The sequence below is a fragment of the Agromyces sp. Y182 genome (assembly GCF_059445385.1).
Map to the genome: position 1 here is coordinate 381171 of NZ_JCAIUF010000002.1, position 24073 is coordinate 405243.

General features: G+C 65.6%; 28 protein-coding genes and 2 pseudogenes. 12 read left to right on the forward strand and 18 right to left on the reverse strand.

From position 1 onward, the window contains the following. Positions 1-42: 42 nt before the first annotated feature. Positions 43-819, reverse strand: coding sequence for an MIP/aquaporin family protein (locus AC1C2R_RS16335; protein WP_495354047.1), 777 nt, complete (start codon positions 817-819; stop codon positions 43-45). Positions 820-1036: 217 nt separating this feature from the next. Here AC1C2R_RS16335 and dhaK point away from each other — a divergent pair, with 217 nt between their 5' ends. From dhaK to dhaM, 3 genes are read left to right on the forward strand one after another with little or no spacing between them, the layout of a single operon-like run. After that, positions 1037-2038, forward strand: coding sequence for a dihydroxyacetone kinase subunit DhaK (gene dhaK / locus AC1C2R_RS16340; protein ID WP_495380642.1), 1002 nt, complete (start codon positions 1037-1039; stop codon positions 2036-2038). Between the two features lie 24 nt (positions 2039-2062). Beyond that, positions 2063-2710: a dihydroxyacetone kinase subunit DhaL gene (dhaL, locus tag AC1C2R_RS16345; protein ID WP_495354045.1), complete on the forward strand. Its 648-nt coding sequence runs from the start codon at positions 2063-2065 to the stop codon at positions 2708-2710. Between the two features lies 1 nt (position 2711). Continuing rightward, positions 2712-3446, forward strand: a complete 735-nt coding sequence (gene dhaM, locus AC1C2R_RS16350; protein ID WP_495380643.1) for a dihydroxyacetone kinase phosphoryl donor subunit DhaM — start codon at positions 2712-2714, stop codon at positions 3444-3446. An 18-nt stretch (positions 3447-3464) separates the two neighbouring features. On the opposite strand, the gene AC1C2R_RS16355 is transcribed toward dhaM, so the two are convergent. Then, positions 3465-4229 (reverse strand): SDR family NAD(P)-dependent oxidoreductase, encoded by a 765-nt coding sequence (locus tag AC1C2R_RS16355; protein WP_495354043.1) that lies wholly within the window; start codon positions 4227-4229, stop codon positions 3465-3467. Positions 4230-4318: 89 nt separating this feature from the next. Between AC1C2R_RS16355 and AC1C2R_RS16360 the strand changes: the two genes are divergently transcribed. After that, on the forward strand, positions 4319-4651 hold the full coding sequence (locus AC1C2R_RS16360; protein WP_495354042.1) for a hypothetical protein: 333 nt from the start codon (positions 4319-4321) through the stop codon (positions 4649-4651). A 13-nt stretch (positions 4652-4664) separates the two neighbouring features. Here AC1C2R_RS16360 and AC1C2R_RS16365 read toward each other — a convergent pair whose 3' ends face one another. Beyond that, entirely contained in the window at positions 4665-4874 is a 210-nt protein-coding gene (locus AC1C2R_RS16365) for a hypothetical protein (RefSeq protein ID WP_495354041.1), read from the reverse strand. Between the two features lie 3 nt (positions 4875-4877). After that, the gene (locus tag AC1C2R_RS16370) at positions 4878-5309 is read right to left on the reverse strand and encodes a winged helix-turn-helix transcriptional regulator (RefSeq protein WP_495354040.1); all 432 of its coding nucleotides are present in this window, start codon (positions 5307-5309) and stop codon (positions 4878-4880) included. 85 nt (positions 5310-5394) lie between these two features. Between AC1C2R_RS16370 and AC1C2R_RS16375 the strand changes: the two genes are divergently transcribed. Beyond that, a complete protein-coding gene (locus AC1C2R_RS16375; RefSeq protein WP_495380644.1) occupies positions 5395-6183 on the forward strand; it encodes an SDR family NAD(P)-dependent oxidoreductase in 789 nt (262 codons plus the stop codon). Positions 6184-6507: 324 nt separating this feature from the next. Further along, a complete protein-coding gene (gene helR, locus AC1C2R_RS16380) occupies positions 6508-8673 on the forward strand; it encodes an RNA polymerase recycling motor ATPase HelR (RefSeq protein WP_495380645.1) in 2166 nt (721 codons plus the stop codon). A gap of 140 nt (positions 8674-8813) precedes the next feature. Here the strand turns inward: helR and AC1C2R_RS16385 are convergent, their stop codons facing one another. Both AC1C2R_RS16385 and AC1C2R_RS16390 read right to left on the reverse strand, forming a co-directional pair. Beyond that, on the reverse strand, positions 8814-9335 hold the full coding sequence (locus AC1C2R_RS16385; protein ID WP_495354037.1) for a DUF1269 domain-containing protein: 522 nt from the start codon (positions 9333-9335) through the stop codon (positions 8814-8816). 205 nt (positions 9336-9540) lie between these two features. After that, positions 9541-9885: a VOC family protein gene (locus tag AC1C2R_RS16390; RefSeq protein ID WP_495354036.1), complete on the reverse strand. Its 345-nt coding sequence runs from the start codon at positions 9883-9885 to the stop codon at positions 9541-9543. A gap of 59 nt (positions 9886-9944) precedes the next feature. Here AC1C2R_RS16390 and AC1C2R_RS16395 point away from each other — a divergent pair, with 59 nt between their 5' ends. Beyond that, on the forward strand, positions 9945-10508 hold the full coding sequence (locus AC1C2R_RS16395; RefSeq protein WP_495354035.1) for a TetR/AcrR family transcriptional regulator: 564 nt from the start codon (positions 9945-9947) through the stop codon (positions 10506-10508). Between the two features lie 18 nt (positions 10509-10526). Here the strand turns inward: AC1C2R_RS16395 and AC1C2R_RS16400 are convergent, their stop codons facing one another. Beyond that, entirely contained in the window at positions 10527-11405 is an 879-nt protein-coding gene (locus tag AC1C2R_RS16400; protein WP_495354034.1) for an alpha/beta fold hydrolase, read from the reverse strand. A 124-nt stretch (positions 11406-11529) separates the two neighbouring features. Then, entirely contained in the window at positions 11530-11925 is a 396-nt protein-coding gene (locus AC1C2R_RS16405; protein WP_495380646.1) for a winged helix-turn-helix transcriptional regulator, read from the reverse strand. Positions 11926-12055: 130 nt separating this feature from the next. Between AC1C2R_RS16405 and AC1C2R_RS16410 the strand changes: the two genes are divergently transcribed. Then, positions 12056-12595: an SRPBCC domain-containing protein gene (locus AC1C2R_RS16410; protein ID WP_495380647.1), complete on the forward strand. Its 540-nt coding sequence runs from the start codon at positions 12056-12058 to the stop codon at positions 12593-12595. Positions 12596-12691: 96 nt separating this feature from the next. On the opposite strand, the gene AC1C2R_RS16415 is transcribed toward AC1C2R_RS16410, so the two are convergent. Next, positions 12692-13261 carry a dihydrofolate reductase family protein gene (locus AC1C2R_RS16415; RefSeq protein WP_495380648.1) on the reverse strand — a complete coding sequence of 190 codons (570 nt, stop codon included), beginning with the start codon at positions 13259-13261 and terminating at the stop codon, positions 12692-12694. Positions 13262-13478: 217 nt separating this feature from the next. Between AC1C2R_RS16415 and AC1C2R_RS16420 the strand changes: the two genes are divergently transcribed. Beyond that, on the forward strand, positions 13479-13622 hold the full coding sequence (locus tag AC1C2R_RS16420) for a hypothetical protein (protein ID WP_495380649.1): 144 nt from the start codon (positions 13479-13481) through the stop codon (positions 13620-13622). 97 nt (positions 13623-13719) lie between these two features. Beyond that, a complete protein-coding gene (locus AC1C2R_RS16425; RefSeq protein ID WP_495380650.1) occupies positions 13720-14436 on the forward strand; it encodes an NADPH-dependent F420 reductase in 717 nt (238 codons plus the stop codon). Between the two features lie 219 nt (positions 14437-14655). On the opposite strand, the gene AC1C2R_RS16430 is transcribed toward AC1C2R_RS16425, so the two are convergent. Then, positions 14656-15051: a hypothetical protein gene (locus AC1C2R_RS16430; protein WP_495360021.1), complete on the reverse strand. Its 396-nt coding sequence runs from the start codon at positions 15049-15051 to the stop codon at positions 14656-14658. A gap of 669 nt (positions 15052-15720) precedes the next feature. Between AC1C2R_RS16430 and AC1C2R_RS16435 the strand changes: the two genes are divergently transcribed. Continuing rightward, a complete protein-coding gene (locus AC1C2R_RS16435; RefSeq protein ID WP_495380651.1) occupies positions 15721-17169 on the forward strand; it encodes a threonine/serine exporter family protein in 1449 nt (482 codons plus the stop codon). Between the two features lie 89 nt (positions 17170-17258). Beyond that, positions 17259-17405 carry a hypothetical protein gene (locus AC1C2R_RS16440; RefSeq protein WP_495380652.1) on the forward strand — a complete coding sequence of 49 codons (147 nt, stop codon included), beginning with the start codon at positions 17259-17261 and terminating at the stop codon, positions 17403-17405. Positions 17406-18489: 1084 nt separating this feature from the next. On the opposite strand, the gene AC1C2R_RS16445 is transcribed toward AC1C2R_RS16440, so the two are convergent. The 8 genes and pseudogenes from AC1C2R_RS16445 to AC1C2R_RS16480 all read right to left on the reverse strand — a co-directional run. Further along, a complete protein-coding gene (locus tag AC1C2R_RS16445; RefSeq protein WP_495380653.1) occupies positions 18490-19431 on the reverse strand; it encodes a hypothetical protein in 942 nt (313 codons plus the stop codon). Between the two features lie 13 nt (positions 19432-19444). Continuing rightward, positions 19445-19915 (reverse strand): hypothetical protein, encoded by a 471-nt coding sequence (locus tag AC1C2R_RS16450; protein ID WP_495380654.1) that lies wholly within the window; start codon positions 19913-19915, stop codon positions 19445-19447. A gap of 304 nt (positions 19916-20219) precedes the next feature. Beyond that, complete coding sequence (locus tag AC1C2R_RS16455) at positions 20220-20429, reverse strand: hypothetical protein (protein ID WP_495380655.1); 210 nt, start codon at positions 20427-20429, stop codon at positions 20220-20222. A 115-nt stretch (positions 20430-20544) separates the two neighbouring features. Next, a complete protein-coding gene (locus tag AC1C2R_RS16460) occupies positions 20545-21081 on the reverse strand; it encodes a 2'-5' RNA ligase family protein (RefSeq protein WP_495380656.1) in 537 nt (178 codons plus the stop codon). A 93-nt stretch (positions 21082-21174) separates the two neighbouring features. Further along, complete coding sequence (locus AC1C2R_RS16465; RefSeq protein ID WP_495381115.1) at positions 21175-21618, reverse strand: hypothetical protein; 444 nt, start codon at positions 21616-21618, stop codon at positions 21175-21177. A gap of 15 nt (positions 21619-21633) precedes the next feature. Continuing rightward, positions 21634-21918, reverse strand: a pseudogene (locus AC1C2R_RS16470) (nucleotidyltransferase domain-containing protein); the annotation flags it as partial. Positions 21919-21927: 9 nt separating this feature from the next. Then, complete coding sequence (locus AC1C2R_RS16475) at positions 21928-23421, reverse strand: hypothetical protein (protein WP_495380657.1); 1494 nt, start codon at positions 23419-23421, stop codon at positions 21928-21930. Continuing rightward, a pseudogene (locus AC1C2R_RS16480) lies at positions 23418-23999 on the reverse strand (ABC transporter ATP-binding protein); the annotation flags it as partial. The gene AC1C2R_RS16475 and the pseudogene AC1C2R_RS16480, both read right to left, overlap by 4 nt. Positions 24000-24073: the final 74 nt, after the last annotated feature.

Here is a 24073-nt window from a genome sequence, read left to right on the forward strand (position 1 = left end):
ATGACCTCGGGGGCCGGTCCGATGGACCGGCCCCCGAAGCGCTCAGCTGATGAGGGGGAGCAGCGGGATCGCCGCCCATCCGGCGATCAGGCCGCCGATGATCGGCCCGAACACCGGCACCCACGAGTACGACCAATCGCTGGCGCCCTTGCCCTTGATCGGAAGGATCGCGTGCGCGATCCGGGGACCGAGGTCACGGGCCGGGTTGATCGCGTACCCCGTCGGACCACCGAGCGAGACGCCGATGCCGATCACGAGGAGCGCCACTGGGAGTGCGCCGAGTGCGGCCAGACCGCCGTCGCCCTGGCGACCGCCGCCGAAACCGATCACGACGAAGACCAGAACGAAGGTGCCGATGATCTCGGTGATCAGGTTCCACGCGTAGTTGCGGATGCCCGGGCCGGTCGAGAAGACACCCAGCTTCGACGCCGGTTGCGGCTCCTCGTCGAAGTGCTGCTTGTACGCGAGCCAGACGAACACGGCACCGATGATGGCACCGATCAGTTGCGCACCGATGTAGGCGATCACCGAGAGGAAGTCCACCGGCACGGTGATACCGAGGCCGGCATTGCCGAACTCCGTGGCACCGTTCGCGACGAGCCCGAGGGTGACCGCAGGGTTGATGTGCGCGCCCGACGCATACGACACGATGACGCCGGCGAAGACCGCGAGGCCCCAGCCGAACGTCACCATGAGGAATCCGCCGTTGAAACCCTTCGTCTTGGCGAGGGCGACGTTGGCCACCACCCCGCAGCCGAGGAGCACGAGCATCGCCGTTCCGACGAGCTCGCTGAGGAACAGCACTCCGAGATTGTCCACGTTGACCATCCATCCTTTTCGCCGAGCCCGGTGGGCTTCGCCCAGGGGCGGAACACTGCCCACGATACTCAGACCGGCCGCACCGCGGAATGGGGGTGTGAGATTTCACACGGCCTCTTACGGTCGACGGCGCGACGGGCGTAGGTTTGCGAGGAGTGCTGCGTCGACGTTGATGCACGTCTGCACGGCGTCCGTCAGCTGAGTGGAAGGGATGTCCGTGAAAAAGATCATCAACGATCCGAAGCGGGTCGTCGAAGAGTCGGTCGCGGGGTTCGGACTCGCCCATGCCGATCTCGTGCGAGTCCAGTTCGATCCGATATTCGTCGTACGGGCCGACGCCCCGATCGCAGGCAAGGTCGGCATCGTGAGCGGCGGCGGCAGTGGGCATGAACCCCTTCACGCGGGCTTCGTCGGCTTCGGCATGCTCGATGCCGCCGTGCCCGGTGCGGTGTTCACGTCTCCGACTCCAGACCCGATCCTCGCCGCGACCAAAGCCGTCGACGGGGGAGCGGGTGTACTCCACATCGTGAAGAACTACACGGGTGACGTGCTGAACTTCGAGACCGCCGCAGACCTGGCATCCGCCGACGGCATCGACGTGCGCGCCGTCATCACCAACGACGACGTCGCCGTCAAGGACTCGCTGTACACGGCGGGCCGGCGAGGGGTCGCCGGCACCGTGCTCGTCGAGAAGATCGCGGGAGCGGCGGCCGAACGGGGCGACTCCCTCGATGAAGTCGCCGTCATCGCCGAGCGGGTGAACGCCGGTGCACGGTCGATGGGGCTCGCGTTGACACCCTGCATCGTGCCGCACGCCGGTGAACCGAGCTTCACGCTCGCTGAAGACGAGATCGAAATCGGCATCGGAATCCATGGCGAGCCGGGGCGAGCGCGCATCAAACTCGAACCCGCCGACCGACTCGTCGACCGGTTGCTCGAGCCGATCCTCGAAGACCTGCCGTACGAGCGAGGCGAACGCGCACTGCTGTTCGTCAACGGCATGGGCGGCACGCCGCAGATCGAGTTGTACCTCGCGTACCGACGTGCGGCAGAGGTGCTCGAAGAACGCGGCATCGAGGTCGCCCGATCGCTCGTGGGCAACTTCATCACGGCGCTCGAGATGCAGGGCATGTCGATCACGCTGCTGAAGCTCGACGACGAGATGGTCGAATTGTGGGATGCTCCGGTGCAGACTGCCGCACTGCGGTGGGGACGATGAAGACGGATCGAAGGGGGAATTTCGGTGGGATTGGACATCACCTGGGCTGTGGACTGGGTCAGACGAAGCGCGCAGGTCATCTCGGAGCATCGAGTCGAGCTGATCACGCTCGATCGTGAGATCGGTGACGGCGATCATGGCGAGAACATGGATCGCGGATTCCAGGCGGTGCTGCCGAAACTCGACGACCTGGCTGCCGGATCCACACCCGGTGACGTGCTGAAGCTCGTGGCGACGACCCTGATCTCGACGGTCGGCGGCGCCGCCGGTCCGCTCTACGGCACCGCCTACCTGAAGGCGGCGGCAGCCGCGGGCGGTGCGGTCTCACTGGATGGCCCGGCCATCGCCGCGATCCTCGCAGCGGCGCGCGACGGGGTGGTGTCACGCGGCAAGGCCGAGTCCGGCGACAAGACGATGGTCGACGCATGGACGCCGGCCGTCGATGCAGCGGCGGCCGCCGCGGCCGCCGGTACGGACGCCGCCGGTGTGTTCGCCGCCGCGGCCGACGCGGCCGAGGCCGGTGCGGCGGCGACCGAGCCGCTCATCGCCCGAAAAGGCAGGGCGAGCTATCTCGGCGAACGCTCTGCCGGCCACCGCGACCCGGGCGCCGAATCGAGCGCACTGCTGCTCCGAGCCGCCGCGGATGCGGCTGCGGCCTCAGCGGGGGCGTGAGGTGGGCACCACCGGCAAAGTCGGCGTCGTCTTCGTCTCGCATTCGTCCGCCATCGCCGATGGGCTCGTCGAACTCGCCCGGCAGATGGCGCCGACGGCCACACTCGTCGCGGCGGGCGGCACCGAAGACGGTCGCATCGGCACGAGCTTCGATCGAGTGACTGCGGGCATCGCGGAGGCCGATGCGGGCATCGGAGTCGTGGTGTTGTGCGACCTCGGCTCAGCGATCCTCACGGCCGAAACCGCCCTCGATTTTCTCGACGACGAACAGCGGGCGCGCGTGCGCATCGCCGACGCGCCGCTCGTCGAGGGCGGGGTGGCCGCGGCGGTTGCAGCGGAGTCGGGGGACGCGATCGACGTCGTCGTCGCGGCTGCCGAGTCCGCGCGGGCGACCGCGGGTGGGGTCGCCGGCGAGTCGGCCGGCGGCGCGCGCTCGGCCGAACGAGCGGGTGCTGCGGGCGGCGGCCAGCACGCGGCATCCGGCTATGCCCGAACCATCAGTCTCGTGAACTCCGACGGACTGCACGCCCGGCCCGCGGCGGAACTCGTGAAGCTCGCGAGCACGTTCGCACAGAAGGTCACCGTCAACGGCACCGACGCGAAGAGTCTGCTCGGCATCATGTCGCTCGGGCTCACGAAAGGTGCCCAGGTCGAGATCGCGAGTGAAGACCCCGACGCACGAGCAGCCGTCGATGCGATCGCCGAGCTCGCCGAATCGGGCTTCGGCGAAGCGTGATGCGGCCCGTCGTGCGGCTCAATTGCCGCCGGCGACCCTGATGTCGGCACCCGAGGTGTACGCCGCATCGGCGGAGAACAGGTAGGCGACGGCGCCAGCGATTTCATGCGGCTCTCCCGGGCGGCGCATGGGGATGTTGCCGGCCCGCTCGTCGGGCGCATTGGGCCTCCCGGCTGCAGCATGGATCTCGGTGCGTGTGGTACCGGGGGAGACCGTGTTGACCCGCACTCCCACCGGTCCGAACTCCTTCGATGCGCCCGTCGTCAGCGCGTTCAACGCGGCTTTGCTCATGGAGTACGGGATGTAGGTGTTCGGTGCACCAGACGTCGCAGCGCCCGAGGAGATGTTCACGACGCATCCGCCCGCCCCGCCGCGGTCGGTCGCCATGTGGGCGATCGCCGCTCTCGTGAGCACGATCGGCGCGAGCAAATTGACCCGGAAGAGCAGCTCGCTCTCTTCGATCGTCGCATCGAGGAACCCGCCGATGAGCCCGGTGATCCCCGCGTTGTTGACGAGCCCCGTCACTCGACCGAACTCGGTGATCGCCGCAGGCACCACGGTCGCCGCGGCATCGAGGTCGGCAAGATCGACCCGCAACAGGAGCACGCGAGCACCGGAAGCCGCGCATCGGCGAGCGATCGCGTCGGCCGCGTCTCGGCGCTCACGGTACGTGAGCACCAGATCGTGACCGTCGGCGGCGAGGCGCTCGGCGATCGCGGCACCGATGCCGCGGCTCGCACCGGTGATGATCGTGACCGGGCGTGTAGTTGCGGCATCCGTCATGCATTCAGCCTATGCGCGCTCGACGGCGCGTTTTCGACGGCGCGCTTTCGACGGTGGCGGTGGTCGACGAGCAGGCGTACCATCTGGCCATGGCACGTGACGACGCGAGCCGCCCCGACGGCAACGCATTCACTCACTTCTTCGACCGTATCGACCGGGCGTTGCTGCCAGCGTTCGGCCCACCGCCGGTGGTGGAAGAGGGGTCGGATCCTCAAATACCCGCCGGCGAGCGGGCATGTCCGATCTGCGGGCATCCGATGTTCGAGCACGTCATCGACCACTCGACCGCGAACACGGTGCTGGTCTGCCCGACCGACCAGCGCCTGCCCGAACCCGAGGTCGAGGGCCCCTACAACGAACTCGGCATGCCGGCATCCGGAAAGCGACTCGAGAAGTTCGCCGAGCGCAATACGTCGCTCTGAGCACCCGAGTCGGCTAGGTACCTGCTGGGTCGATCGCGTCGTACCCCGGGTGCACCCCCGGTGCGAGCCCGGCACCGTCGGCGATGCGTTGCAGCATTGCGACGAGTGATTTCCGCTCCGTCGGAGCGAGTACGCCCACGCGTTCGTCGAGGCTTTCGTACGACTTGGAGAACGCTGTCGATCTGTGGGAGTCGAGTGCCGCCATGGTCGATCTGCCGCGCATCGGCTACCGCCGCCGGGCGACGACGTCGACAACGCCGATCTGAACGTCATCGACGGCGCGTCGCAGTTGAAGCTCCACGATCTGTCCGTCGGATTCGTCTCGGAACTCGACCGGGCCGGGTTGGAGCCACGTGTCGCCCCACACGGTCAACGCGATGATGACCGACTTCAGCTCGAGCCCCTTGCGGGTCAGCTGATACTCCGCCTGGGCAGACGTCTTCGGCTGCAGACGCTCCATGAGGCCGTCGGCCACGAACGTGTCGAGGCGCTTCGACAGGATGTTCGTCGCGATGCCGAGGCTCTTCTGGAATTGAGAGAAGCGCGTGAAACCGCGGAACATCGCATCTCGCAGGATCAGGAGGCTCCAGCGTTCGCCGACGAGCTCAAGCGCTCGAGCGGCGGAACAATCCTGATTCTCGTAGAGATGTCCAAGCATGTAGTCAACGTAGGCCCTTGACTTGCATCACGCAAGCAGATAGCTTGCTCGGTGCAAGCTGCCGATGCAGAGCGGGGGAGCGATGATGCTGGAGAACAAGGTCGCCGTGATCTACGGAGCGGGCGGCGGCATCGGGAGCGCTGTCGCGCGTGCATTCGCGCGTGAAGGGGCGACGCTCTTCCTCGCCGGCCGCCACCGCGGGCCAGTCGAGACCGTCGCCGCCGAAATCGTCTCCGCAGGTGGCTCCGCCGAGGCGATGGAAGTCGACGCTCTCGATGAGCAGGCCGTGGACGGGCACCTCGAGTCGGTGATCGCGGCGGCAGGCCGCGTTGACATCTCGTTCAACGCCGTCGGAATTTCGAATGCGAAGATTCTGGGCGTCCCGCTCGCCGAGCTGGATGCCGCGCAGTTCTCTTTGCCGATCACGAGCTACTCGTTGTCGTACTTCCTGACCGCACGCCTGGCAGCTCGGCGGATGGTCACGAACAAATCAGGCGTGATCATGACGGTCACCGCGACTCACTCCCGAATGGGTATCCCCTTGGTCGGCGGGTACGGCCCGGCGATGGCGGCTAAGGAGGCACTCACACGGGACCTCTCGGCAGAACTCGCGCCGCACGGCATTCGCGTGATCGGCCTGCGACCACAGGCGATGCCTGAGACACCCACGATCAGGGAAGCCTATGAGCCGCGCGCCGAGGCATCGGGATTGAGCTGGACGCAGTGGCAGGGGCTGCTCGCGAGCAGGACCCACCCGCGGCGGCTCATGACGCTCACGGAGATGGCGAACGTAGCGGCCTTCATGGCTTCCGATCTCGCGAGCGGGATGACGGGGACAACCGTCAACCTGACCATGGGGAGCCTGGACGACTAGCGAGCGATCGTCGCACGGCTGGCCACAGGTCTCAGAAGAGGGCGTGGGACTACTCACCCCGCCACTTTAAATCTATAGCGGAGAGGGGGGCTTGCGGCAAGACCCCGGGTATCCCGCAGACTGGTCGGCCGAGGCCGGAGTCTGCGGGATAGGGGAGTCAAGGGATGCGTGTGCGGTTGTCGAAGAGTGGTTTGTCCGGGGGCCGTCGAACCGCGAGTGGGACTCGCTGGGCTGCGGCGGTGTGCACCGTGGGGCGAGGGCACGGGCGGCACGCGCGGTGTCTCGATCTGCTCGACGCGCACACCGGTGAAGGGAACCGATGACATGAGCCTGACGACAAGCGCGTTCAACCTTCCCGACCGCCTCACGGCCAAGGCCGTCCCACCGTTGATCGTCGACGACGAGCAACACTTCGCGACGATCGCGGAGAGCCTCGAGCACTCGATCGCCGACATCTCCGACCGTCTCGACGCCGTGCGCAGGCAACCCGGTCGGGCGGGGCAGGAGGCGTTGGATCGGGACCTGGAGATACACCGCCTGACCGCTCGTCTGCGCACACTGCGCCGTTTCGGTCTGGACGTATGCCTCGGGCGCATGGTGAGCGCGGACAACCCCGCACCCGTGTACGTCGGACGACTCGGTCTCTCGGACAGCGCAGGCCGCCAACTGCTGATCGACTGGCGTTCCCCTGCCGCCGAGCCGTTCTTCGGAGCGACGCACGCCAACCCGATGGGTTTGGTGAGTCGCCGCAGGTATCGCTGGGCTCGCGGCCGGGTCAGTGACTATTGGGATGAGGTGTTCACCTCTGACGGATTCGAAGGGAACGCTGCGCTCGACGATCAGTCCGCCTTCATCGCCAGCCTCGGCAGCAGCCGGTCCGCTCGGATGCGGGACGTGCTCGCCACCATTCAAGCCGATCAGGACGCCCTCATCCGCGCGGGATCCCGTGGGGCACTCGTCGTCGACGGTGGCCCGGGCACGGGGAAGACCGTCGTCGCCCTGCATCGCACCGCCTACCTTCTCTTCTCAGACCCTCGGCTCGGGCACCGTCGAGGTGGCGTTTTGTTCGTCGGTCCCCATCAGGCGTACCTGGCATACGTCGCCGACGTCCTTCCCAGCCTCGGAGAGGAGGGCGTACAGATCTGCACCTTGCGGGATCTCGTTGTCGAGGGGCCTGAGTCGACGATCGAGATCGACCAGCATGTCGCCCGCCTGAAGTCGTCAGCCGACCTGGTGAAGGCGGTCGAGGCCGCCGTCAGGCACTACGAGCGGCCGCCCACCACGGGAATGGTGATCGAAACCCACTGGTCGGACATCTGGCTGGACGCCGGCGATTGGGCCGAGGCATTCGAGGCGCCGGAACCAGGCACTCCACACAACGAGGCGCGCGATCAGGTGTGGGACGAGCTGCTCACGATCCTGATGGACAACGACGAGGACGTTTCGGCTGACCTGCTCCGTCGGTCACTCGAGCAGAACAGCGAGCTGCGCTCGACTTTCAACCGAGCGTGGCCGCTGCTCGATGCGGCCGGCGTCGTCGGTGACCTGTGGTCTGTCCCTGCGTACCTGAGGAAGTGCGCCCCATGGCTCGACGACGACGAGATCCAGGCACTGCAGCGCGCAGATGCCCGCGCTTGGACGGTGGCCGATCTGCCGCTGCTGGACGCGGCGCGGCAGCGGATCGGCGACCCGAAGGCGTCGCAGCGCAAGCGTCGTGATGCTGCCATCCTCGCCGCCGAGCGTGATGAGATGGCCCGGGTCGTCGATCACCTGATCGCGACCGACGACTCCGAGATGCAGTTGATGTCGATGCTACGTGGACAGGACGCGCAGAACGCGCTGGTCGACGAGGCCGTGCTGCCGGCGACCGATCCGGACGTGCTCGCCGGTCCGTTCGCGCACATCGTCGTCGATGAGGCTCAGGAATTGACGGATGCCGAGTGGCAGATGCTGCTGCTCCGCTGCCCGTCGCGCAGCTTCACCATCGTCGGCGACCGCGCCCAGGCACGACACGGATTCACGGAGTCCTGGCAGGAGCGGCTCGAAGGGATCGGACTCCACCGGATCACCCAGTCGGCCCTGACCATCAACTACCGCACGCCGTCCGAGGTGATGGAGGAAGCCGAGCCCATCATCCGAGCCGTCTTGCCAGACGCCAATGTGCCGACCTCGATTCGCAGCAGCGGCGTCGCAGTCGAACACGAATCCACGTCGAACCTGAGCGCGATCCTCAGCAACTGGCTTGCCACGCATGCCGACGGGATCGCGTGCGTCATCGGTACGGGCGAGGTCGATGTCGACGCGTTCGGGGCGACGTCCCGAGTCCGGTCACTGACCCCTGAACTTTCGAAGGGACTCGAATTCGACCTGGTCATTCTCATCGACCCGGAGGATTTCGGCACGGGCATCGAAGGAGCGGTCGACCGATATGTCGCTATGACCAGAGCCACCCAGCGACTCGTCATCCTCACGAGTCCCGGTCGACGCTAGCGACGGCGGCCGGGACTCACCTGGGTGCATCCATGCGCTACTCGGCGTCGATCGATTGATCCACGACGAGAACACTCTGAACAGGAAGAGGCCCGGCTCAGATTCCTCTGAGCCGGGCCCGTCGTCTCGCGGAGTGGGAGTTAGCTTCCTGCGCCCACTTCGCTTGCAGCGGCCTTGACTGCTGCGTCGAGCTCGGACTTCTTCACCTTGGTCAGCTGCTTGGCAACGTGCTTCTCGGCCTTCAGCTCTACCTTGTTGAGTGCATCTTCGACGTTGCTGGCGCCGGCAACGACCAGCGCTGCCTGGCCTGAGTCGATGAGATCGCCGAGTTCCTTGACCTCGGCGCGGGACACACCGCGCCAGAGGTGGCCGCTCGCTGCGCCGATCGCGCCACCGACAATCGCAGTGCCAATGATGGCCGGCGGGAAGAGGAGACCAACCACCGCGCCGGCGACTGCGCCACCCCAACCGCCGTGCCGAGTTGCCATCTCGTCCTTGTTGACGTGCACCTTTCCTTCGGCGTCCTTCGTAATCACTGCCGCATCGTAGGTGCCGACGGTGCCTGAATGGTGCAACTCCTTGACGATGTCGTAATCGGCCCGAGCGGCAAGTTCGCTCGGGTACGTGCCGATGTAGAGGAAGATTCCGTCGTTGTCAGCCATGTTGATCTCCAATCATTTTGACCCCGATTTCAGAAATGAAGCTTCTTCGTGGACCCCGATTTCAGAATGAGGTTCCTTCATAAAATCACGTTGCAGCCATCACGTCACCCCCTTGCCCGAAGCGTTGGTATGCCGTATGGGCGCCGTTCAGGCCGCTGCCGTACCGAGAATCGGGACGAGGTACGCGGGGAAGGGAACGAAGGCGCTACTCGGCGTCGATCGATTGATCCATGATGTAGATCGTCTGACCACCGGCATCCTTGTAGACGGCATTGAAGCCGCCGGGGATCTCGGCTGGCTCCTCGACGACCTGCAGCGCATCGGGACGCGCGTTGTGGAAGGCCTGCACGCTTTCGACTACGAACAGCGGCCCGAACGGCGCACCCGGATCGTTGGAGTCGAGCATCAGCTGAACGTCGGTGCCGGGGAGGGTGAGTGCAACCGTCGTGTCGCCCTCGCGCCACACCTCTTCGCAGCCGAAGACGTTTCGGTAGAGAGCGAGAGAACCTTCCAAGTTCGCGGTGGGGGCGAAGAGGAATTCGAGCTTCATGAGGTGTTCCTTTCGTGTCGTAACTGGCATTACTCACAGCGTAACGGCATTATGTTGTCATGCGCGAGTGGATTCCTGTTTCGACATCCCCGAAGGGGCGGCTGGCGCTGACTGCCGTCCGCGCATTCGGGGCACGGCCGTTCGATGTGGTCACCGTCGGGGAGCTCGCCGCAGATGCCGGAGTGACGACCGGCGCGATCTACCACCACTTCGAGAGCAAGCTCGGCCTATACCTGTTCGTGCGCCGCGATGTCGAGCTTCGACTGCTCGACCGAATGGAGGGCGCAGCGAGCGCCACCGGGGGAGGCCCCGAGGCAGTGAAGGCGGCACTGCTGGTCGGGTTCGACTTCGCGGTCGGCCACGACTTCGAACGACTCCTCGGCGAACCACCTGCCGGATCGGCTGACGACGCATTGGTGGAGTTGCTGACGACGCTCAGTCAACCGGCCCGGCCACCGATGGGTCGAATGATCGGTGCTGCCTGGAGGGCCGCAGTGCTGGCGGTTGCCGAGGGCATGGATGCCGATCAGGCTCGCAGCGCACTGATCGCACTGGATATTCGCGTCGCCGAGAACGTTGCCGATGGTCGAGGGATGACGGCGAACCGAGACGTGGAGCGCTGACCGCGCGCCACCGCATGGTCAAGGAGTGCTGGTGGCGAATGCCTCGATGAGGATGTCCGCGAGCGGCTGCGGCGCCTCTTGCGCGACGTAGTGGCCGACGTCGTCCAGCTGGATGGCGGTCGCTTCCTGCACCGTGACGCCGCGGAATGCTGCGTGGGTGAACCCACCGCCCCGCGAGCCGACGGTTGTCACTGGCACCCGCAGCGGTGCATCCTGTGCGAGGTTGCGCAGCTCTTGACCCTCCGTGAGCATGCCTCGGTAGAGGCCCGCAGCGCCCGAGAATCCGCCGGGCCTGCCGTAGGTGCGGGCGAACTCCGTGACGTCTTCGGGGCCGACTGCAACGGGGGAGACGCCGTAGAACGGGTACAGGTACTCTCCGACGAAAGCGCGGGCTTGCTTCTCGAACAGCAGGCCGGCGACGCCGGGGGATGCCAGCGCGCCGATGTACCAGACACCGCCGTGAGTGACATCCGCAAGCGCTTCAGCGCCGAAGCCCGCCAGGCCGGACTCGATCGCGGTGAGGCTGATGAGGTCTTCAGGATGGGTGGCGGCGAGTCGGTAGACCACACCGCCACTGACGTCTTGCCCGACGACGTGCATCGCTCCCACGGACAGATGCTCGATCAGCGCGTGCAGATCTTCAGCGGCGACCGCGCCCGAGTAGTTCTCCTCGGCGACATCCGAATCCCCGAAACCGCGGAGGTCGACAGCGTAGATGCGGTGACGGGCAGCGAGAAGTGGGATGAGTTTATGGAAGGCCCACCACGTTTCTGGAAATCCGTGGACCAGGAGGACGGGCGTGCCATGGTCTCCGGCGGTGACGTAATGCAGTCGCGTCCCGTTCAACGCCGCGGTTTCGTGCCGGACGCCGCCGATGGTTGCTTGGTCGTGATTCATGCGCGCCTCCCGGCTGGCTTCGAGGACTGAGGCAACCAGATTGTCACAAGTCGCACCGATAGGCAACCAGATTGTCGATACGACTCACTCGCGCTTCTGTTGCCGCAGCGATGCGCCGTACCGCCTAGTTGGAGGAGTCGAAGGCGGATCGGTTGTGCATGATCGTTTGCTGGTTCGTTCGTACCCAGCCAACCATTTGATCGACCGCTTGGCTCAGCGAATGCCCGAGTTCGGTCAGCTCGTACTCGACGCGGGGCGGTACTTCAGCGTATGCGGTGCGAGTGACGAGTCCGTCCCGTGCCAGCGCCTGAAGGGTGTGGCCGAGCATGCGTTGTGAAATGCCGATGACGGCCCCATGTAGCGCAGTGAATCGCATTGGCCCGTCGACCAGCGTCGTGACGATCAGCAACGTCCACTTGTCACCGACCCGCGCGAGCACGTCGCGCACCACTTCGATGGTCTCGACACAGGCAGGTGCAATTCCTTGGGTTTCGAGATCGTCACGGAGAGCGGACTTCATCCAATTCGTCCTTCCAGGTGCGTTGCTGACTTCACAGTGCGTATGAAACGAGGGAAGCAGATGCGGTGAACGGCTGTTTCCTACCGATAGTAACCACTGGGCGATTTGAGAAAAGAGAGAGTTGGCCGAGATGACAAACACGCATACTGCACCCGCTTCCGATCAGGTGACGGAAGAGCTGGCTTCGGATGTCAGACACGAGACGTTCAGCATCACGCGAAGCTTCGACGTTGATCGGGCAACGGCCTTCACGGCGTTTGCGGATGATCGGGTCCGCCGGCGGTGGATTCGACTGCCGGGCACGGGGGCCAGCTACGATCACGACTTCCGTGTCGGCGGGGGAGAGGATGCGAGGAGCACCTTTGTCCTGCCCGACGGTCAGGCCGAGGATCTGCGAAATCGATCCCGCTACCTCGACATCGTTCTCGACCACCGAATCGTGTTCGTCTATGAAGCGAGAGTCGACGACGTGACCCGGTGGGCATCGTTGGTGACGGTGGCATTCGCCGATGGCGAAACCGGAGGAAGCACGCTGACTTGGACCGAGCAGGTTGCATTTCTCGCCCGCACGGGCGACGGCAGCGCCGACCTGCCTCATCTGCGCACCGGGACGGCGCTGCGCCTCAACGGCCTTCCTGTCGCCCTCAACGAGGTTCGGCCGGAACCGTGACCAGAATCGGCATCATCCTTGGCGCAACCCGTCCCGGCCGCGTCGGCCCGCAGATCGCATCGTGTTGCGGGCGGCCAACGTGCCCGGGCAATCGCGTCACGCCGTAACTCGCGTGGGCCGGTATCGCACGGCGACCGCCCCCGACCGGAACTCATGGCGGTCCACGAGCTCGAGCTGGATGCGCTCACGCAGACCGGCGAGCAACGTCGGCCCGTGTCCGGCAAGCACCGGCTGCACAAGGAACTCGTACTCGTCGATCAGTCCCAGATCTGCCAACGCCAGGGGGAGCGTCACGCCACCGACCCACAGGCCCTCGCCTGGCTCCTGCTTGAGCCGCTGAACCGCTTGCGCCAAGTCGCCTCGCACCAGCTCGGCATGCCAATCGACCCCGCTCAGCGTGCTCGACACGACGTGCTTCTTCGCCCGGTCGATGGCCTCGGCGAACGGGATCTGCCACTCATCCATCCCGTCAGGCCACGTGCCCGCGGCCGGCTTCCGCCACGCCGACGCCATCATCTCGTAGGTCACCCGGCCGAAGAGCAGGGCATCGGCTCGCTCCATCTCAGCCGTCCAGTAGCGCATCGACTCCTCGTCCGGGGGGAGCCCCGCCTCGTGATGGCAGCAGCCGTCGAGCGTGACGTTGATCGAGTATCGAAGTGGTCTCATCTCGTTGCTCTCCTTTGATGCGCGCCCCGAGTTCACCGGACCGGTACTGAGACGACCGCCGGCGCCATTTCTCATCGGTGCCCCGATCGCACCCACTTTAGGGCGATCCGCTTGCGTGCGCGGGGGAGGCGATTGCAGCTTTCGCAAACCGGCAATGTGACTTCTGATGGTGAAGTCCCTTTACCGGATTTCCACAAAGCTCGCTCACGCTTGACACGTGAAGGTTCCCGAAGCGGTTGCCGTCAACATCAAGGTCATAGTCGATGTCTCCGGCGAGGCGTACCTCGACTACGAACTCGAGATCAACGCCATGATGAGCCGCGACGAGATCCCCTCGTCCGAGCGGACGCCCTCGTCATAGGGGATAAGGGAATCATCGCGACTGAGGTCGGGTTCAAGCCTAAGGAGTGTCGCTCGGCTGGCACCCAGACCGTTGAACATTATCGAAGGGAATGAGCATGACGACATTGGGAATCATTGGAAGTGGGAACATTGGATCGGCGGTCGCTCGACTCGCCGTTGCGTCGGGTATGAACGTGGTCCTTGCGAACTCCCGCGGACCTGAGACCCTCCGTGACCTCGTTACCGAGCTCGGACCACTCGCCAAGGCTGGCACAGTCGAAGAAGCGGCCAGCAGCGGAGAGGCGATTGTGCTCTCCATTCCACTACTCGCGATCAAGGACCTACCTGCCGGACTGCTCCGCGACAAACTTGTGCTGGACACTAGCAACTATTACCCGTTCCGCGACGGCCGGGTCACGCAACTCGATACCGAGACCGTGACTGCAAGCGAGCTGGTGCACGGATGGCTCGTGGGAGCCCGCTATGTCAAAGCATTCGGCAATATCCTCGCCCACCACATCCCCCTCCTTTCACGGCCCAGCGGTGCCGCCGACCGCTCCGCCCTCCCCATCGCGTCCGACGACGACGAAGCAAAGCGTGAAGCGGCGGCACTCATTGACCGGCTCGGCTTCGACACTGTCGACGCCGGCACGCTCTCCGACAGCTGGAAGTTCGAACCCGAGTCCGGAGGCTTCACACGCATCTACCTCGCGGATTCGAACACTCCCGATGACCAGCTTCTTTCCTCCGAACCCGGCCCGACATCAGCAGATCAGGTCAACGCCGCATTAGCATCGGCCACTCGTGTGAAGGTCGCCGACCGCGTCTTCTGAGATTCTCGCACTCTCTCTGCGCGATGAGATCGCGGTGTGGGTTGTGCCTCGACGATCATCGCAAGTGGTCAGGTCTACTTGTTTGCCGATCCCTCAACGGGCTAGCGCAGCCCCAGTTGGCGAGCTCGAGCGCGCCACAACATCCTGCGTTCTTTGCAGGTTGTAGATCTACTGATGGTGAAGTCTCTAACCGAATTTGCACAACGCTCCGCCGGCGGATCAGGGCAAGCAGTTGGTGTTGTTGATGCCGAGCTGAAACAGGTCCCCTGCCCACAGGAGCTGTGCAATGCCGATGCCGATCGCTGAGGCGATCACGAGGGCAGCGGCAGCGTAGGTGAGACCGCGCCACCGGTAGCTCCTCCATCCGAGTGCCACGAGCGCGATCAGCCCTACGAGGTGAAGGAGGATCAGTGGAATGCCGCCGAAGAGCTCGGCGAACCCTGCCTCGGTCGTGCCAGCTGCGAGCGCCTTGCATTGCTCGGTCTGCGCTTCGAACTGAGCGAAGCCGTACCAAACCCATGCGACTGTGGCTCCCAACGGCCCGAGAGTGGCTACGGTCCAGAAGCCAACCCGCGCTGAATGCGACGAGGTCGTGGGCACCAGCAGCTGAGTCATACCGCGAGGATATCCGTGTTCTGGCATACTGCGACGTCGCCCAACTGACTGTGGAGCTATCGCGTACCCGCCCGCTGCTAGAGGCAGTTTCCGTGCTCCACTGCAGCGTAGCTCCCAAACTGCATGCTGGCGAACACTTCGAAGATGGGTGATGGGCTGCTGCCCGCCGACGGAGGGGAGTGGGCGCCGGTTACTACGGGGGAGTCGGGAGCCAAGGTGCTCCATGACATTGACGGGGCGTGGTTCGCGAAACTTGTTGCTACTGAAGGGACAGACGACTTGGCGGCTGAGCGGGACCGCATCGCGTATGCAGAGGGTTACCTGCTGCCTGATCACCCATCAGAGCGAGCCATCGAAGTAGCAGAGTAACAAGAGAAGGCCAGCCCTCCAGCGGCTGGCCTTCTTCTTTCGTCGCCGCGTAGGCAGAGCCACCCGTTCTCACGTAGCCGTGCTTCAAACCGCAGGTAGACATGTGGCGAGGGAGGAAACGTGGTCAACTGTCCGGTTCAGCACCCAACTCTGGTCAAGCCGGGGGAGTGACAGCTGCGGCCGCGCCGTCCAATTGCCCTCCAGCGTGCCATACGGCCGAGCGTGCGCGTTCTCCGGCGATGCCGTCCCGACAGTCCCGCTGATCGTGCCGCACCCACCCGGCCGCTCTACAGTGTGCAGATGATCGCGAAGTTCGCACCGGATCCGATCGCCCCCGTGCTCGAGCGATTCGGCGAGTCCACCGTGCCGACGTTCGTCGCCCTCGCCGTGCTGCTCGCGGGGGCCGTCGTGCTCTTCGCATTGCGCCGCCGCGCTGAACGCGACCTGGCCACGAGCGCTCGCTCCGCGGTGGGCACGGGAGCGGTGCCGGTACCATCGGCCGGCGAACCCGACCCGGCGGCAGCGCTCGCCGCGACGGAGGCGGTCGGCGCCGCCATGACCGACGCCGGGTACTCGGTCATGACGGTGCGCAACGCCCTCGACGACATCGCGCGCGTGAACGGCCTCCCGGCGAGCCAGGTCGTGGTGTTCCCGACCGCGCTCCTCGTGTCGGCTCGTGACGAGGGCCAGGAGGGGGAGGAGGGGGAGGAGGGGGAGGAGCGTACCGGTGCCGTCCTCAGCGGCGAGGGCCGCCTGCTCCTCTGCCAGATCGACGAGGTGCAGCGAACCGTGGATGCCGCGCGCACGGGCCTGCTCGACCCCGCCTCGACGATCGCCCGCATCCGCTGGGTGCGCGAGATGAAGCCGCCGTACGGGCGGGTGCTGCGCGTGCTCGGGTACGTACTGCTCAGCGCCGGACTTTCGGCGATGCTCGGAGCGTCGTGGCTGGGCATCGGCGTCGCGGCCGCGCTGGGCGCCGTCGTCGGCACGCTCCTTCTCATCGGCGAGCGGCTGCCAAACCGATACGGCGCACTCATCACCGTGACCGTGGCGTTCAGCGTCGCGCTCGTCGTGTTCGTGCTGATGCGCGCCGGATTCGGCCCCGGACTCCTGGCCGCGCTGATCGGGCCACTGGTCGTGCTGCTGCCGGGCGTGCTGCTGACGACCGCGGCGCTCGAACTGTCGACTGGCCAGATGATCGCGGGCGCTGGCCGCCTCGCCGCAGGCGGCATGCAGCTCGTGCTCATCGCGGCGGGCATCGTCAGTGCGGGCGCGCTCGTCGGCGTGCCCGACCTCGAGTTCACCGAGAATCCCGAGGCGCTCGGCCCGGTCGCACCCTGGGTCGCCGTCGCCGTCTTCGGCGTGGGGATCGCCGTGCATCAATGCGCCCCGCCCCGCGCCATGCTCTGGATGATGTTCGTGCTCTACATCGCCTACGCCGCGCAGGTCATCGGCGGCGTTGTGCTCGGCGGCGTGCTGTCGGCCTTCGTCGGTGCGCTCGTCGTCACGCCCGTGACGGCGCTCGTCGCCCGGCAGCCCACCGGCCCGGCCGCGATGGTGAGCTTCATCCCCGCGTTCTGGCTGCTCGTGCCCGGCGCGCTGGGCCTCGTCGGCGTGGCGGAGGTGCTCGGCGGGGACGCCGGTGGCACCGCCTCGCTGGTCGCCACGCTCGCGACGATGATCGCGATCTCGCTCGGCGTGCTCGCCGGGTCGATCGTGTCGGATCGGATGCGGCGACCGCCGCTCTGACCGAAGCGGTTCTCGCATGCCGGTACCGTGGTGACGGCGTTCGCGAGGTACTTGTCGATGTGCGCTTGGCCGAAGGCGGAGACGTTAACGTGCTCCTCCTCGAGCCAGATGAGAAACTTGCCGGCTTCGGCGATGCACTGCCGGGCGCCGCGGTGCGTGATGTCCAGGTCGGTGTGTCCGACACGCTCGCGCAGGCGACTGAGGTGATGCCGAGTCGCGTACCGCTCGATCAGTGACGCGATCTCAGGGTGGTCTCGTAGTTGCTCGAGGCGCGCGGCCAGCCATCGTTCGAAGGTGGCGAGGTAGTGGTCGTCAGGGGCGACCATCAGCCGATCGTGGATAGACCGCGGTTGGATTGGGGAGGGCGTCGAACGCCTCAGGAGCAAGTCGAGTTCCCGGGTTCCGATCTTGCCCAGCAGGTCTCTGAGTCGTCACTGAAATAGCTGGGCAGGTTGGAAATGATAGGCGTCGTTGCAAACCCACCGGGCACAACGGGTGACGTTGTCGATGCGGCACTCAGGTTGGAATATGCCTGATCACGTCAGAGAAAGATGGGGGAGCGGCATCATTGGTGCGCTTTCAACAAAGTGCAGAACCTGACCTTTGCCTCTCTTAATTCGGACATAATGTGCATTATCGGCTAATGAGGTCAACCGCGCCACTCGACGCGCAAACTCCTTCGGTTAGGCTGCCACTGTGGATCGTACGAGTCATGCAATTTGGGCAGGCTGGATCGTTGGCGTCCTTGCGGTGATTGCTCTCGTACTCGCGATCGTCTTCGCTCGGCCCGCGCTCTTGCTGATCATCGTGGTCGTATCATTGCCACTCCTGATCTTCATCGTCGCCCGACGTCGAATCTCACGATCCACTGAACGAACCAATCCAGTGAATGACGAGCGCGGCTAAAATCCAGGCCGGCAGCCTCATTGCGAAGCTCGTTGCACGGGAGATGGGATTGGCGCCTATCGAGGGGATTTTTTCGCCTCGCCCTCACGCTTCGTGGTGCGGAGGCTGAAAACGCGACGGATGCTTAGTTTGCGTCGGTGAGGCGTCTGGTGTGTGCGGGTCGTAGGAGTCGGTGCCGGTTTCGATGCGCACGCGAAGCGGCCTGACAGGACCTCGTCTGCATACCCACCGGCACTCCTCGCCAGTGCCTTCGGTGTGACCGCTCAGTCAGCAGAGCCGTATTCCGACGCCGCGGGCGCTCGCTGCGCTCGATACGCTCCGCTGCGGAGTCAAGGGTAGAGGCATGCGAAGGAGGCAATTCTCGAGATCCCAACCGGGACGATTGAGCGCCCGCTTCGGAGGCGGATCTCCAGGTCACCCTTCTGGGTGGAGCGATACGAGCGTGCCGGATGTCATGTTGGTGAGGAGGCACTCGCGCACGCGCTGCTGGTCGGTGGACCCTGCCGTCGGTGCAAATGTCAGGCGTAGATACGGGAACGGTTGGTCGGATCGGGCGATTGTGGCTTGATCAATCGCCGAGTCGACAACGCATGCCTCGGGCGCCTCAGCGGGTGACCAGTCTGCGAGCTCGATAACGCTCGCGTCCCCGTAGCCCCAGAAGACCACGTTGACGGCATCGGGGGTCCCAGGCAATTCGAGGTTCGGGAGCCCGGTTGAATTCCAGTACTCGATGGATGCACTCAGCTCGATGATCTGGTTGGCGCCGGTCGCCTGTACGTCGGCGACGCTGATGTCGGCGGCGTCGCCGGACCCGCTGTTCTCGATCGACGGGGTGGGCCAGAAATCCGCGCGGAAGGGTTCGGCCTTGACTTCGAAGCGGACGGTGCCTTCGTGGCCGCCGCCGCTGATCGACCCATATGCCGCGACTTCGCGGTGCGGCGGGTACAGCGACATGAGGGTTCGCACCATGCCGCCTGGCTGGTACGGGAGTTCGAGCGCGGCCATCTCGTCGTCGACGGCGGCCGCGAGTTCCTGGGAGGATTGGGCGTCCGGAATGACGGCCACGGCGGTCCACGACATCCAACACCGGTAGCCGGGGTCGGTGTCGTCGAACCACCAGTTGTTCGCTTCGCCGCAATCGCCCTTCTGCCCGGTTCCGAGGACGATGACGCGGTCCGAGAGGTCAAGTCGGGATTGCAACTCGGCGATTTGGCTTGTCGCCTCGGCGCGCGCTTCCGGAATGCCCGGGTCGTTCGGGGACCTCTCTGGGTAGCGCGACGCACACCCAGAGAGAACCAGCGCCGACAGCACCGCGATGACGACGATAAACGGTGACCTTCGGGCCGATGTGCTCACCACCGTCGTCCTCTCAGCCACCCGTCGTAGCGAAAACGGCTATCTCAGAGAGGTTGGCCTCACACGCTTCCGCGATCGGTAGCGAAACCTCGAAGTAGCCGGCCGCTGCCGGATCGAACCTTGCCCCTGTCGCCGCGTCTGGATTGTCTTCGATGTACGCGACGACCGCTTCGAACTCATCGCGCAGGCCGCGCTGCGACTCGGGGAACGCCGTCAAGGAGAGGTAGCCCGTGAAGGCCGACTCGATCAGCGCTACATACTGTTCCGCAGTGATGGTGCCCAACGAGAGATCCTGGCGAGCATTGCCCAGCGTCGTCACGACCGAACTCACAGTGGCACACGTGGCTGCGGTCGCCGCGTCCGTCGGGATGCCTTCTGCAGCAGCAGGCTTCCCATCATTCGTCGGGGGCGTGGTGGCTGCACCTGCCGCGTCCCCAGCGGAACACCCGGCAACGAGAAGTCCGCAGACCATGATCGATGCCATGTACAACGACTTCCGCGTATGCATTCTCTGATTCAAGGTCACTCTCCTGGTCCTCATGCGCCGCGCATGCAAGAGAAGTATCTCTGGTCGAGGAAGCATCCATCTTCGGTGTCCACTCTGACGCCGCACCAGCCCGATACTCTCGCCGGCACGGACGAATTCAAGGCCATCGTATACGTGCCTCTACCGGCATGCCGAACCTGAGCCAGCGCTCATTCGCTAGCAACAGCAGGCATGCCGTTCGCTGGAGCACATCAGCCGCGATCACGGAGCTGCCGGGCGTTCAGTCATTGCGGCGTGCCCTTTACGCGGGATGAGCGAAGAAGCTCCCGAACACCGGCCAGATGTAGAGCAGCACGCCGACGGCGAGAACGGCGACGCCAGACCAAAGCACCCATCGACTGACGCTCGCCGGTGCCGAGTTGACGTAGTTGTCCAGGACCCACCCGACACAGCTCCACACCGCGCCGATCCCTAGGACAACGATCGCCGCCGGCACCAGGATGTGATTCATGGCCTAATCCTGCCCACGCGCCCTGCGCGATCATCGACTCGAACTCGAGTCATTATGCAATCGTCGTCGACGCGGCAATGGACACGTGGAGAACTCGAAGCACATTCCGGCCGCGCTATCGGTTGCTGCCGAGGGTCAACCGCTCGACGACGTGCCAAGATCCGGGCTCCGTCGACCCCGCCATAACGCTGAAGGATCTCACCCTCGACCTGAGTGGAAGCTGAGGCCGGATCGCATCGACAGCCGCGCGCAAGAGGTCCACCTCGCCTCCTTCGCCGATCGTGACATGAGGGACCACTTCGTCGACTGCGCCGGCGTACGGAGGGCACTCCGGAAACGCGTCCGTCATCTGCAGAATCAGGCGCGCGAACGGGTCCGGATTCGAGGGTGCGAGCCAGACCACCCGATCGGCGAACCAGCCGAAGCCGTCGAACTCGGCATCGAATGGATCCGCGCTCGTCGCGACCTCGACGAGCTTCGAAAGAATCGCGTGATCCACCTGTGCGGGCCGCAGGAACGGGTAGAGCAAGGTGAGATGCGCTGGCATCCCCCAGCGCCGCGACGGATCGAGCGCATACCGGGACTCGTCGAGGACCTCGTCCAACTCCCGTAGCTCAACAACGATCGCGCTCTCTCGCCTCTCGTCAGTCATAGAGCCATCATTGCCGACGTCACAGCTGGCGAACGTGCGCCCACCACCGATAGTCCAGGCGAGCCGACTGGCTCGGCAACAACGGCGCCGTCATCAGGCTCGCCGCCCGCGGACATGGCCCTCTTGGAGTCGGCCGCCGCAGCGGGCCAGCACGTCGTCGGCGATCACCTGCAGCGGGTCGGTGCTGCGCGCAGAATCGTTCGCCCAACCGACGAGGCGGCTGGCATCGGGATCGTCGAACTCGTCGAGGCGGCGGAGCTGCCATTTGGCCGCGCCTTGCCAGCGACCATTGCTGCCGAGAAGCAATTCTGCGGTCTTCAGAAACACATCCGATGCGATCAGATACGCCTCCCCCGCGCGCCGCGCGTCCTTGAGGTCATCGATCGCGGCGCTGAGTGCGTACCTGCGGTCTGCCGATTCCCCTTCGGTGAAGGGTTCTGGGCCGTAGGCGAAGCGTTCGCGAGCCTGGTGTTGCAGATCCGTGACAACGTCACCATCGGTGAGCGGAATGCCGTTCGCCCACATGTCGATCGCCACTGCCCGCCGCTGTTGCGCCTCCCGGTCGAACCACTCGCGAAGAGATTCGCCGTCGTAGACGAACGACTCGATCAGGCATCCGTCGAGGCTGGTCGTTTCGGCGTAGTTTGCGCGTCGGCCCGAGTGCAGAATGACGATGTCGAGGTCTGAAGTCTCGGTCGCCTTGCCAGAGGCAGCGCTGCCGGCGAGAGCTGCGGCTGCCGCGTCAGGGTGCGCATTGCGGATGAATCGGCGTGCCACGTCGAGCGCTGCTTCATGAGCCTCGAACTCCACAGTTCCTCCTTGAGGTTTGTTGAGCATAGCCGGATGCTACGACCGGTGGCGCCAGCGGTTGATCCCGACTCCGATGAGAGTGGCGGCCACAGCGACGAGGAGAACGGGTGCCTCGAACGCGAGCGCTACGGCGGTTCCTGCAAGCGCCGCGAGGAGCGGGCCGTCCAGGGCCCATGTCAGTTGGACGACCGCGCTGAGATCACCCATTGGCGTCGGGATCGGGGTGAGCAGGACCGGCGGGAACGGGCCCTTCAACGCGTTGCCGACGCGGGCGATCAGGCCGAGCCATCCGAGAACGAGCGAGCTGATGATCGGCGCGCCAGGGGCGATTCCCGCGACGATCGAGCACACGACGACCACCGCGAGAAGCACGATGACAGTCACGGTGAGCGGAAGGAGCGTGTGGTTTGCGAGCAGTTGTACGTCGCTGATCCCGTAGACGGGCAAGTCTGACGCGACGCTCGCGGCGTGCCGGATTCCGTCGGTGAGTGGGCCGAGCCCGGCGAAGAGGATTATGCCGGCGGCGCCCCCGAGCAGCCAGCCCGGTGCGGCCGGCGCGAACGCAAGCGTGAGAAGCACTCCAGCACTCGCGAGGGCGATTATGCCGACGACCAGTCGGCCCGGCGTGCGGGTGACCCCGATCGCATCACGGATCAGGAAGATCATCGGCAGTCGATGCATCGGTCGGACAGCGCGGATGCGCCGACCGATGTGCGGTCTTCCCTGGTAGATCGTCGCGGCTGCGCTGAAGTCCATGACCGTCGCGTGGCTCGTCGCGGAGTTCCAGCGCGCGGCTTGCTCTGCCAGCGCCGCCGACTCGAGCCGGTTCATCAGGCCAGGAACTGCGGCGACGAGAGCGACGACGAGAGCGGTCAGAGCGAAGAGGCTGTCTGACGAGCCGCTCCCGGGATAGGCGAGCCCGACCCATCCCCATGGAGTGAACGGCTGCACGACCGGGACGGCACCCGTCGTCGCCCCGAGCATCAGAAGAACCAGAGCGACGGGCACAGCAGCGCGCGGGAACGCTTGACCGGTGAGCCAGGCAACAGTGGCGATGACCCCGACGAGCATGCCGAACGCGGTGAAGATCACGACGCTGATCGGGTCGGCCAACCCGTGGCTCAATAAGCTGCCGCCGACCAGCCCGGCGACGATCGTCGTCAGCGCGGTGACGAGCGCCCCGGCACGCAGCAACGGGCCCCGAAACGTGTCAGACCGTGGCAGGTCGCTGGTGGCGAGGGCATAGGTCAGGAACGGGGCCAGCAATGCCGGGCCACGGTTCCGGCCGATCAGCAGCGCGCACGTCCACAGCGTCGCGACGACGAGCACCGTCACTCCGGATGCGGCAGGCGAGGCGAAGGCGGCGACCGCCTCGGGACTCGTCGCGCTCAGCCACACGGCACGGCCGACCGGGGCGACGGCGACCCCGGCGACCATGAGGATCGTGTAGATCACGAACGCGCGATCACCTGCTGTGCGGATGTTGCGCGCCCGCCAGATCCTGATGGCGACCCCGGCTCGCGCGCTCATGCAGCCGTATCCAGCAGTAGCGTGCGATCAGCCAGCTCGCGCGCGAGCACCGGGTTGTGCGTGGCGACCACGAGCGTCGCGCCGTCATCACGACGAGCACGCAAAGCGCGGGTCACGGAGGCGACGTGCTCCGGGTCCAGCCGCTGCTCCGGCTCGTCGAGTATCAGAACCTCGAACGGCCTGGCCAGCACCAGCGCGAGGCCTGCCAACTGGGTCTGGCCCGATGACAGCTCGTGTGGGAACCGCTCCCCCAGCGCGTCGAGCTCCAACTCCGCGAGGACGCTGTGCGCGACCTCAACGGGCGCGGACGAATCGTCAGCCCACGTCGTTGCGACCAGAGTGACGTGATCGATCACCGTGAGGTCAGGCGCCATCGGCGGTAGCCCGATCATTGCGGCGACACGTCGACGGAAGCGACGGTCGCGCTCGACCACCGTGGCACCGCCAATGCGCACACTCCCGCTCGACGGCTTCCGTGCCCCGGCCAGCACTCGCAGCAACGTCGATTTTCCGGCCCCGTTCCTGCCACGCACGACCAACGCTTCACCGCGCTGCGCCGTCGCCGAGACGGGCGCCAGGAGCGTCACGTCGCCCGCGATGACGCCGACTTCGTCCACTTCGATCATCCGACCATCCTCTCAGGGCGGAGTTG

Bases quoted from the DNA above. Each gene is read 5' to 3' on its own strand.
- AC1C2R_RS16355 (WP_495354043.1), bottom strand. From the start codon at position 4,229: ATGACGGATGCCGCAACTACACGCCCGGTCACGATCATCACCGGTGCG.
- AC1C2R_RS16360 (WP_495354042.1), top strand. From the start codon at position 4,319: ATGGCACGTGACGACGCGAGCCGCCCCGACGGCAACGCATTCACTCAC.
- AC1C2R_RS16365 (WP_495354041.1), bottom strand. From the start codon at position 4,874: ATGCGCGGCAGATCGACCATGGCGGCACTCGACTCCCACAGATCGACA.
- AC1C2R_RS16370 (WP_495354040.1), bottom strand. From the start codon at position 5,309: ATGCTTGGACATCTCTACGAGAATCAGGATTGTTCCGCCGCTCGAGCG.
- AC1C2R_RS16375 (WP_495380644.1), top strand. From the start codon at position 5,395: ATGCTGGAGAACAAGGTCGCCGTGATCTACGGAGCGGGCGGCGGCATC.
- helR (WP_495380645.1), top strand. From the start codon at position 6,508: ATGAGCCTGACGACAAGCGCGTTCAACCTTCCCGACCGCCTCACGGCC.
- AC1C2R_RS16385 (WP_495354037.1), bottom strand. From the start codon at position 9,335: ATGGCTGACAACGACGGAATCTTCCTCTACATCGGCACGTACCCGAGC.
- AC1C2R_RS16390 (WP_495354036.1), bottom strand. From the start codon at position 9,885: ATGAAGCTCGAATTCCTCTTCGCCCCCACCGCGAACTTGGAAGGTTCT.
- AC1C2R_RS16395 (WP_495354035.1), top strand. From the start codon at position 9,945: ATGCGCGAGTGGATTCCTGTTTCGACATCCCCGAAGGGGCGGCTGGCG.
- AC1C2R_RS16400 (WP_495354034.1), bottom strand. From the start codon at position 11,405: ATGAATCACGACCAAGCAACCATCGGCGGCGTCCGGCACGAAACCGCG.
- AC1C2R_RS16405 (WP_495380646.1), bottom strand. From the start codon at position 11,925: ATGAAGTCCGCTCTCCGTGACGATCTCGAAACCCAAGGAATTGCACCT.
- AC1C2R_RS16410 (WP_495380647.1), top strand. From the start codon at position 12,056: ATGACAAACACGCATACTGCACCCGCTTCCGATCAGGTGACGGAAGAG.
- AC1C2R_RS16415 (WP_495380648.1), bottom strand. From the start codon at position 13,261: ATGAGACCACTTCGATACTCGATCAACGTCACGCTCGACGGCTGCTGC.
- AC1C2R_RS16425 (WP_495380650.1), top strand. From the start codon at position 13,720: ATGACGACATTGGGAATCATTGGAAGTGGGAACATTGGATCGGCGGTC.
- AC1C2R_RS16430 (WP_495360021.1), bottom strand. From the start codon at position 15,051: ATGACTCAGCTGCTGGTGCCCACGACCTCGTCGCATTCAGCGCGGGTT.
- AC1C2R_RS16435 (WP_495380651.1), top strand. From the start codon at position 15,721: ATGATCGCGAAGTTCGCACCGGATCCGATCGCCCCCGTGCTCGAGCGA.
- AC1C2R_RS16450 (WP_495380654.1), bottom strand. From the start codon at position 19,915: ATGGCATCGATCATGGTCTGCGGACTTCTCGTTGCCGGGTGTTCCGCT.
- AC1C2R_RS16455 (WP_495380655.1), bottom strand. From the start codon at position 20,429: ATGAATCACATCCTGGTGCCGGCGGCGATCGTTGTCCTAGGGATCGGC.
- AC1C2R_RS16460 (WP_495380656.1), bottom strand. From the start codon at position 21,081: ATGACTGACGAGAGGCGAGAGAGCGCGATCGTTGTTGAGCTACGGGAG.
- AC1C2R_RS16475 (WP_495380657.1), bottom strand. From the start codon at position 23,421: ATGAGCGCGCGAGCCGGGGTCGCCATCAGGATCTGGCGGGCGCGCAAC.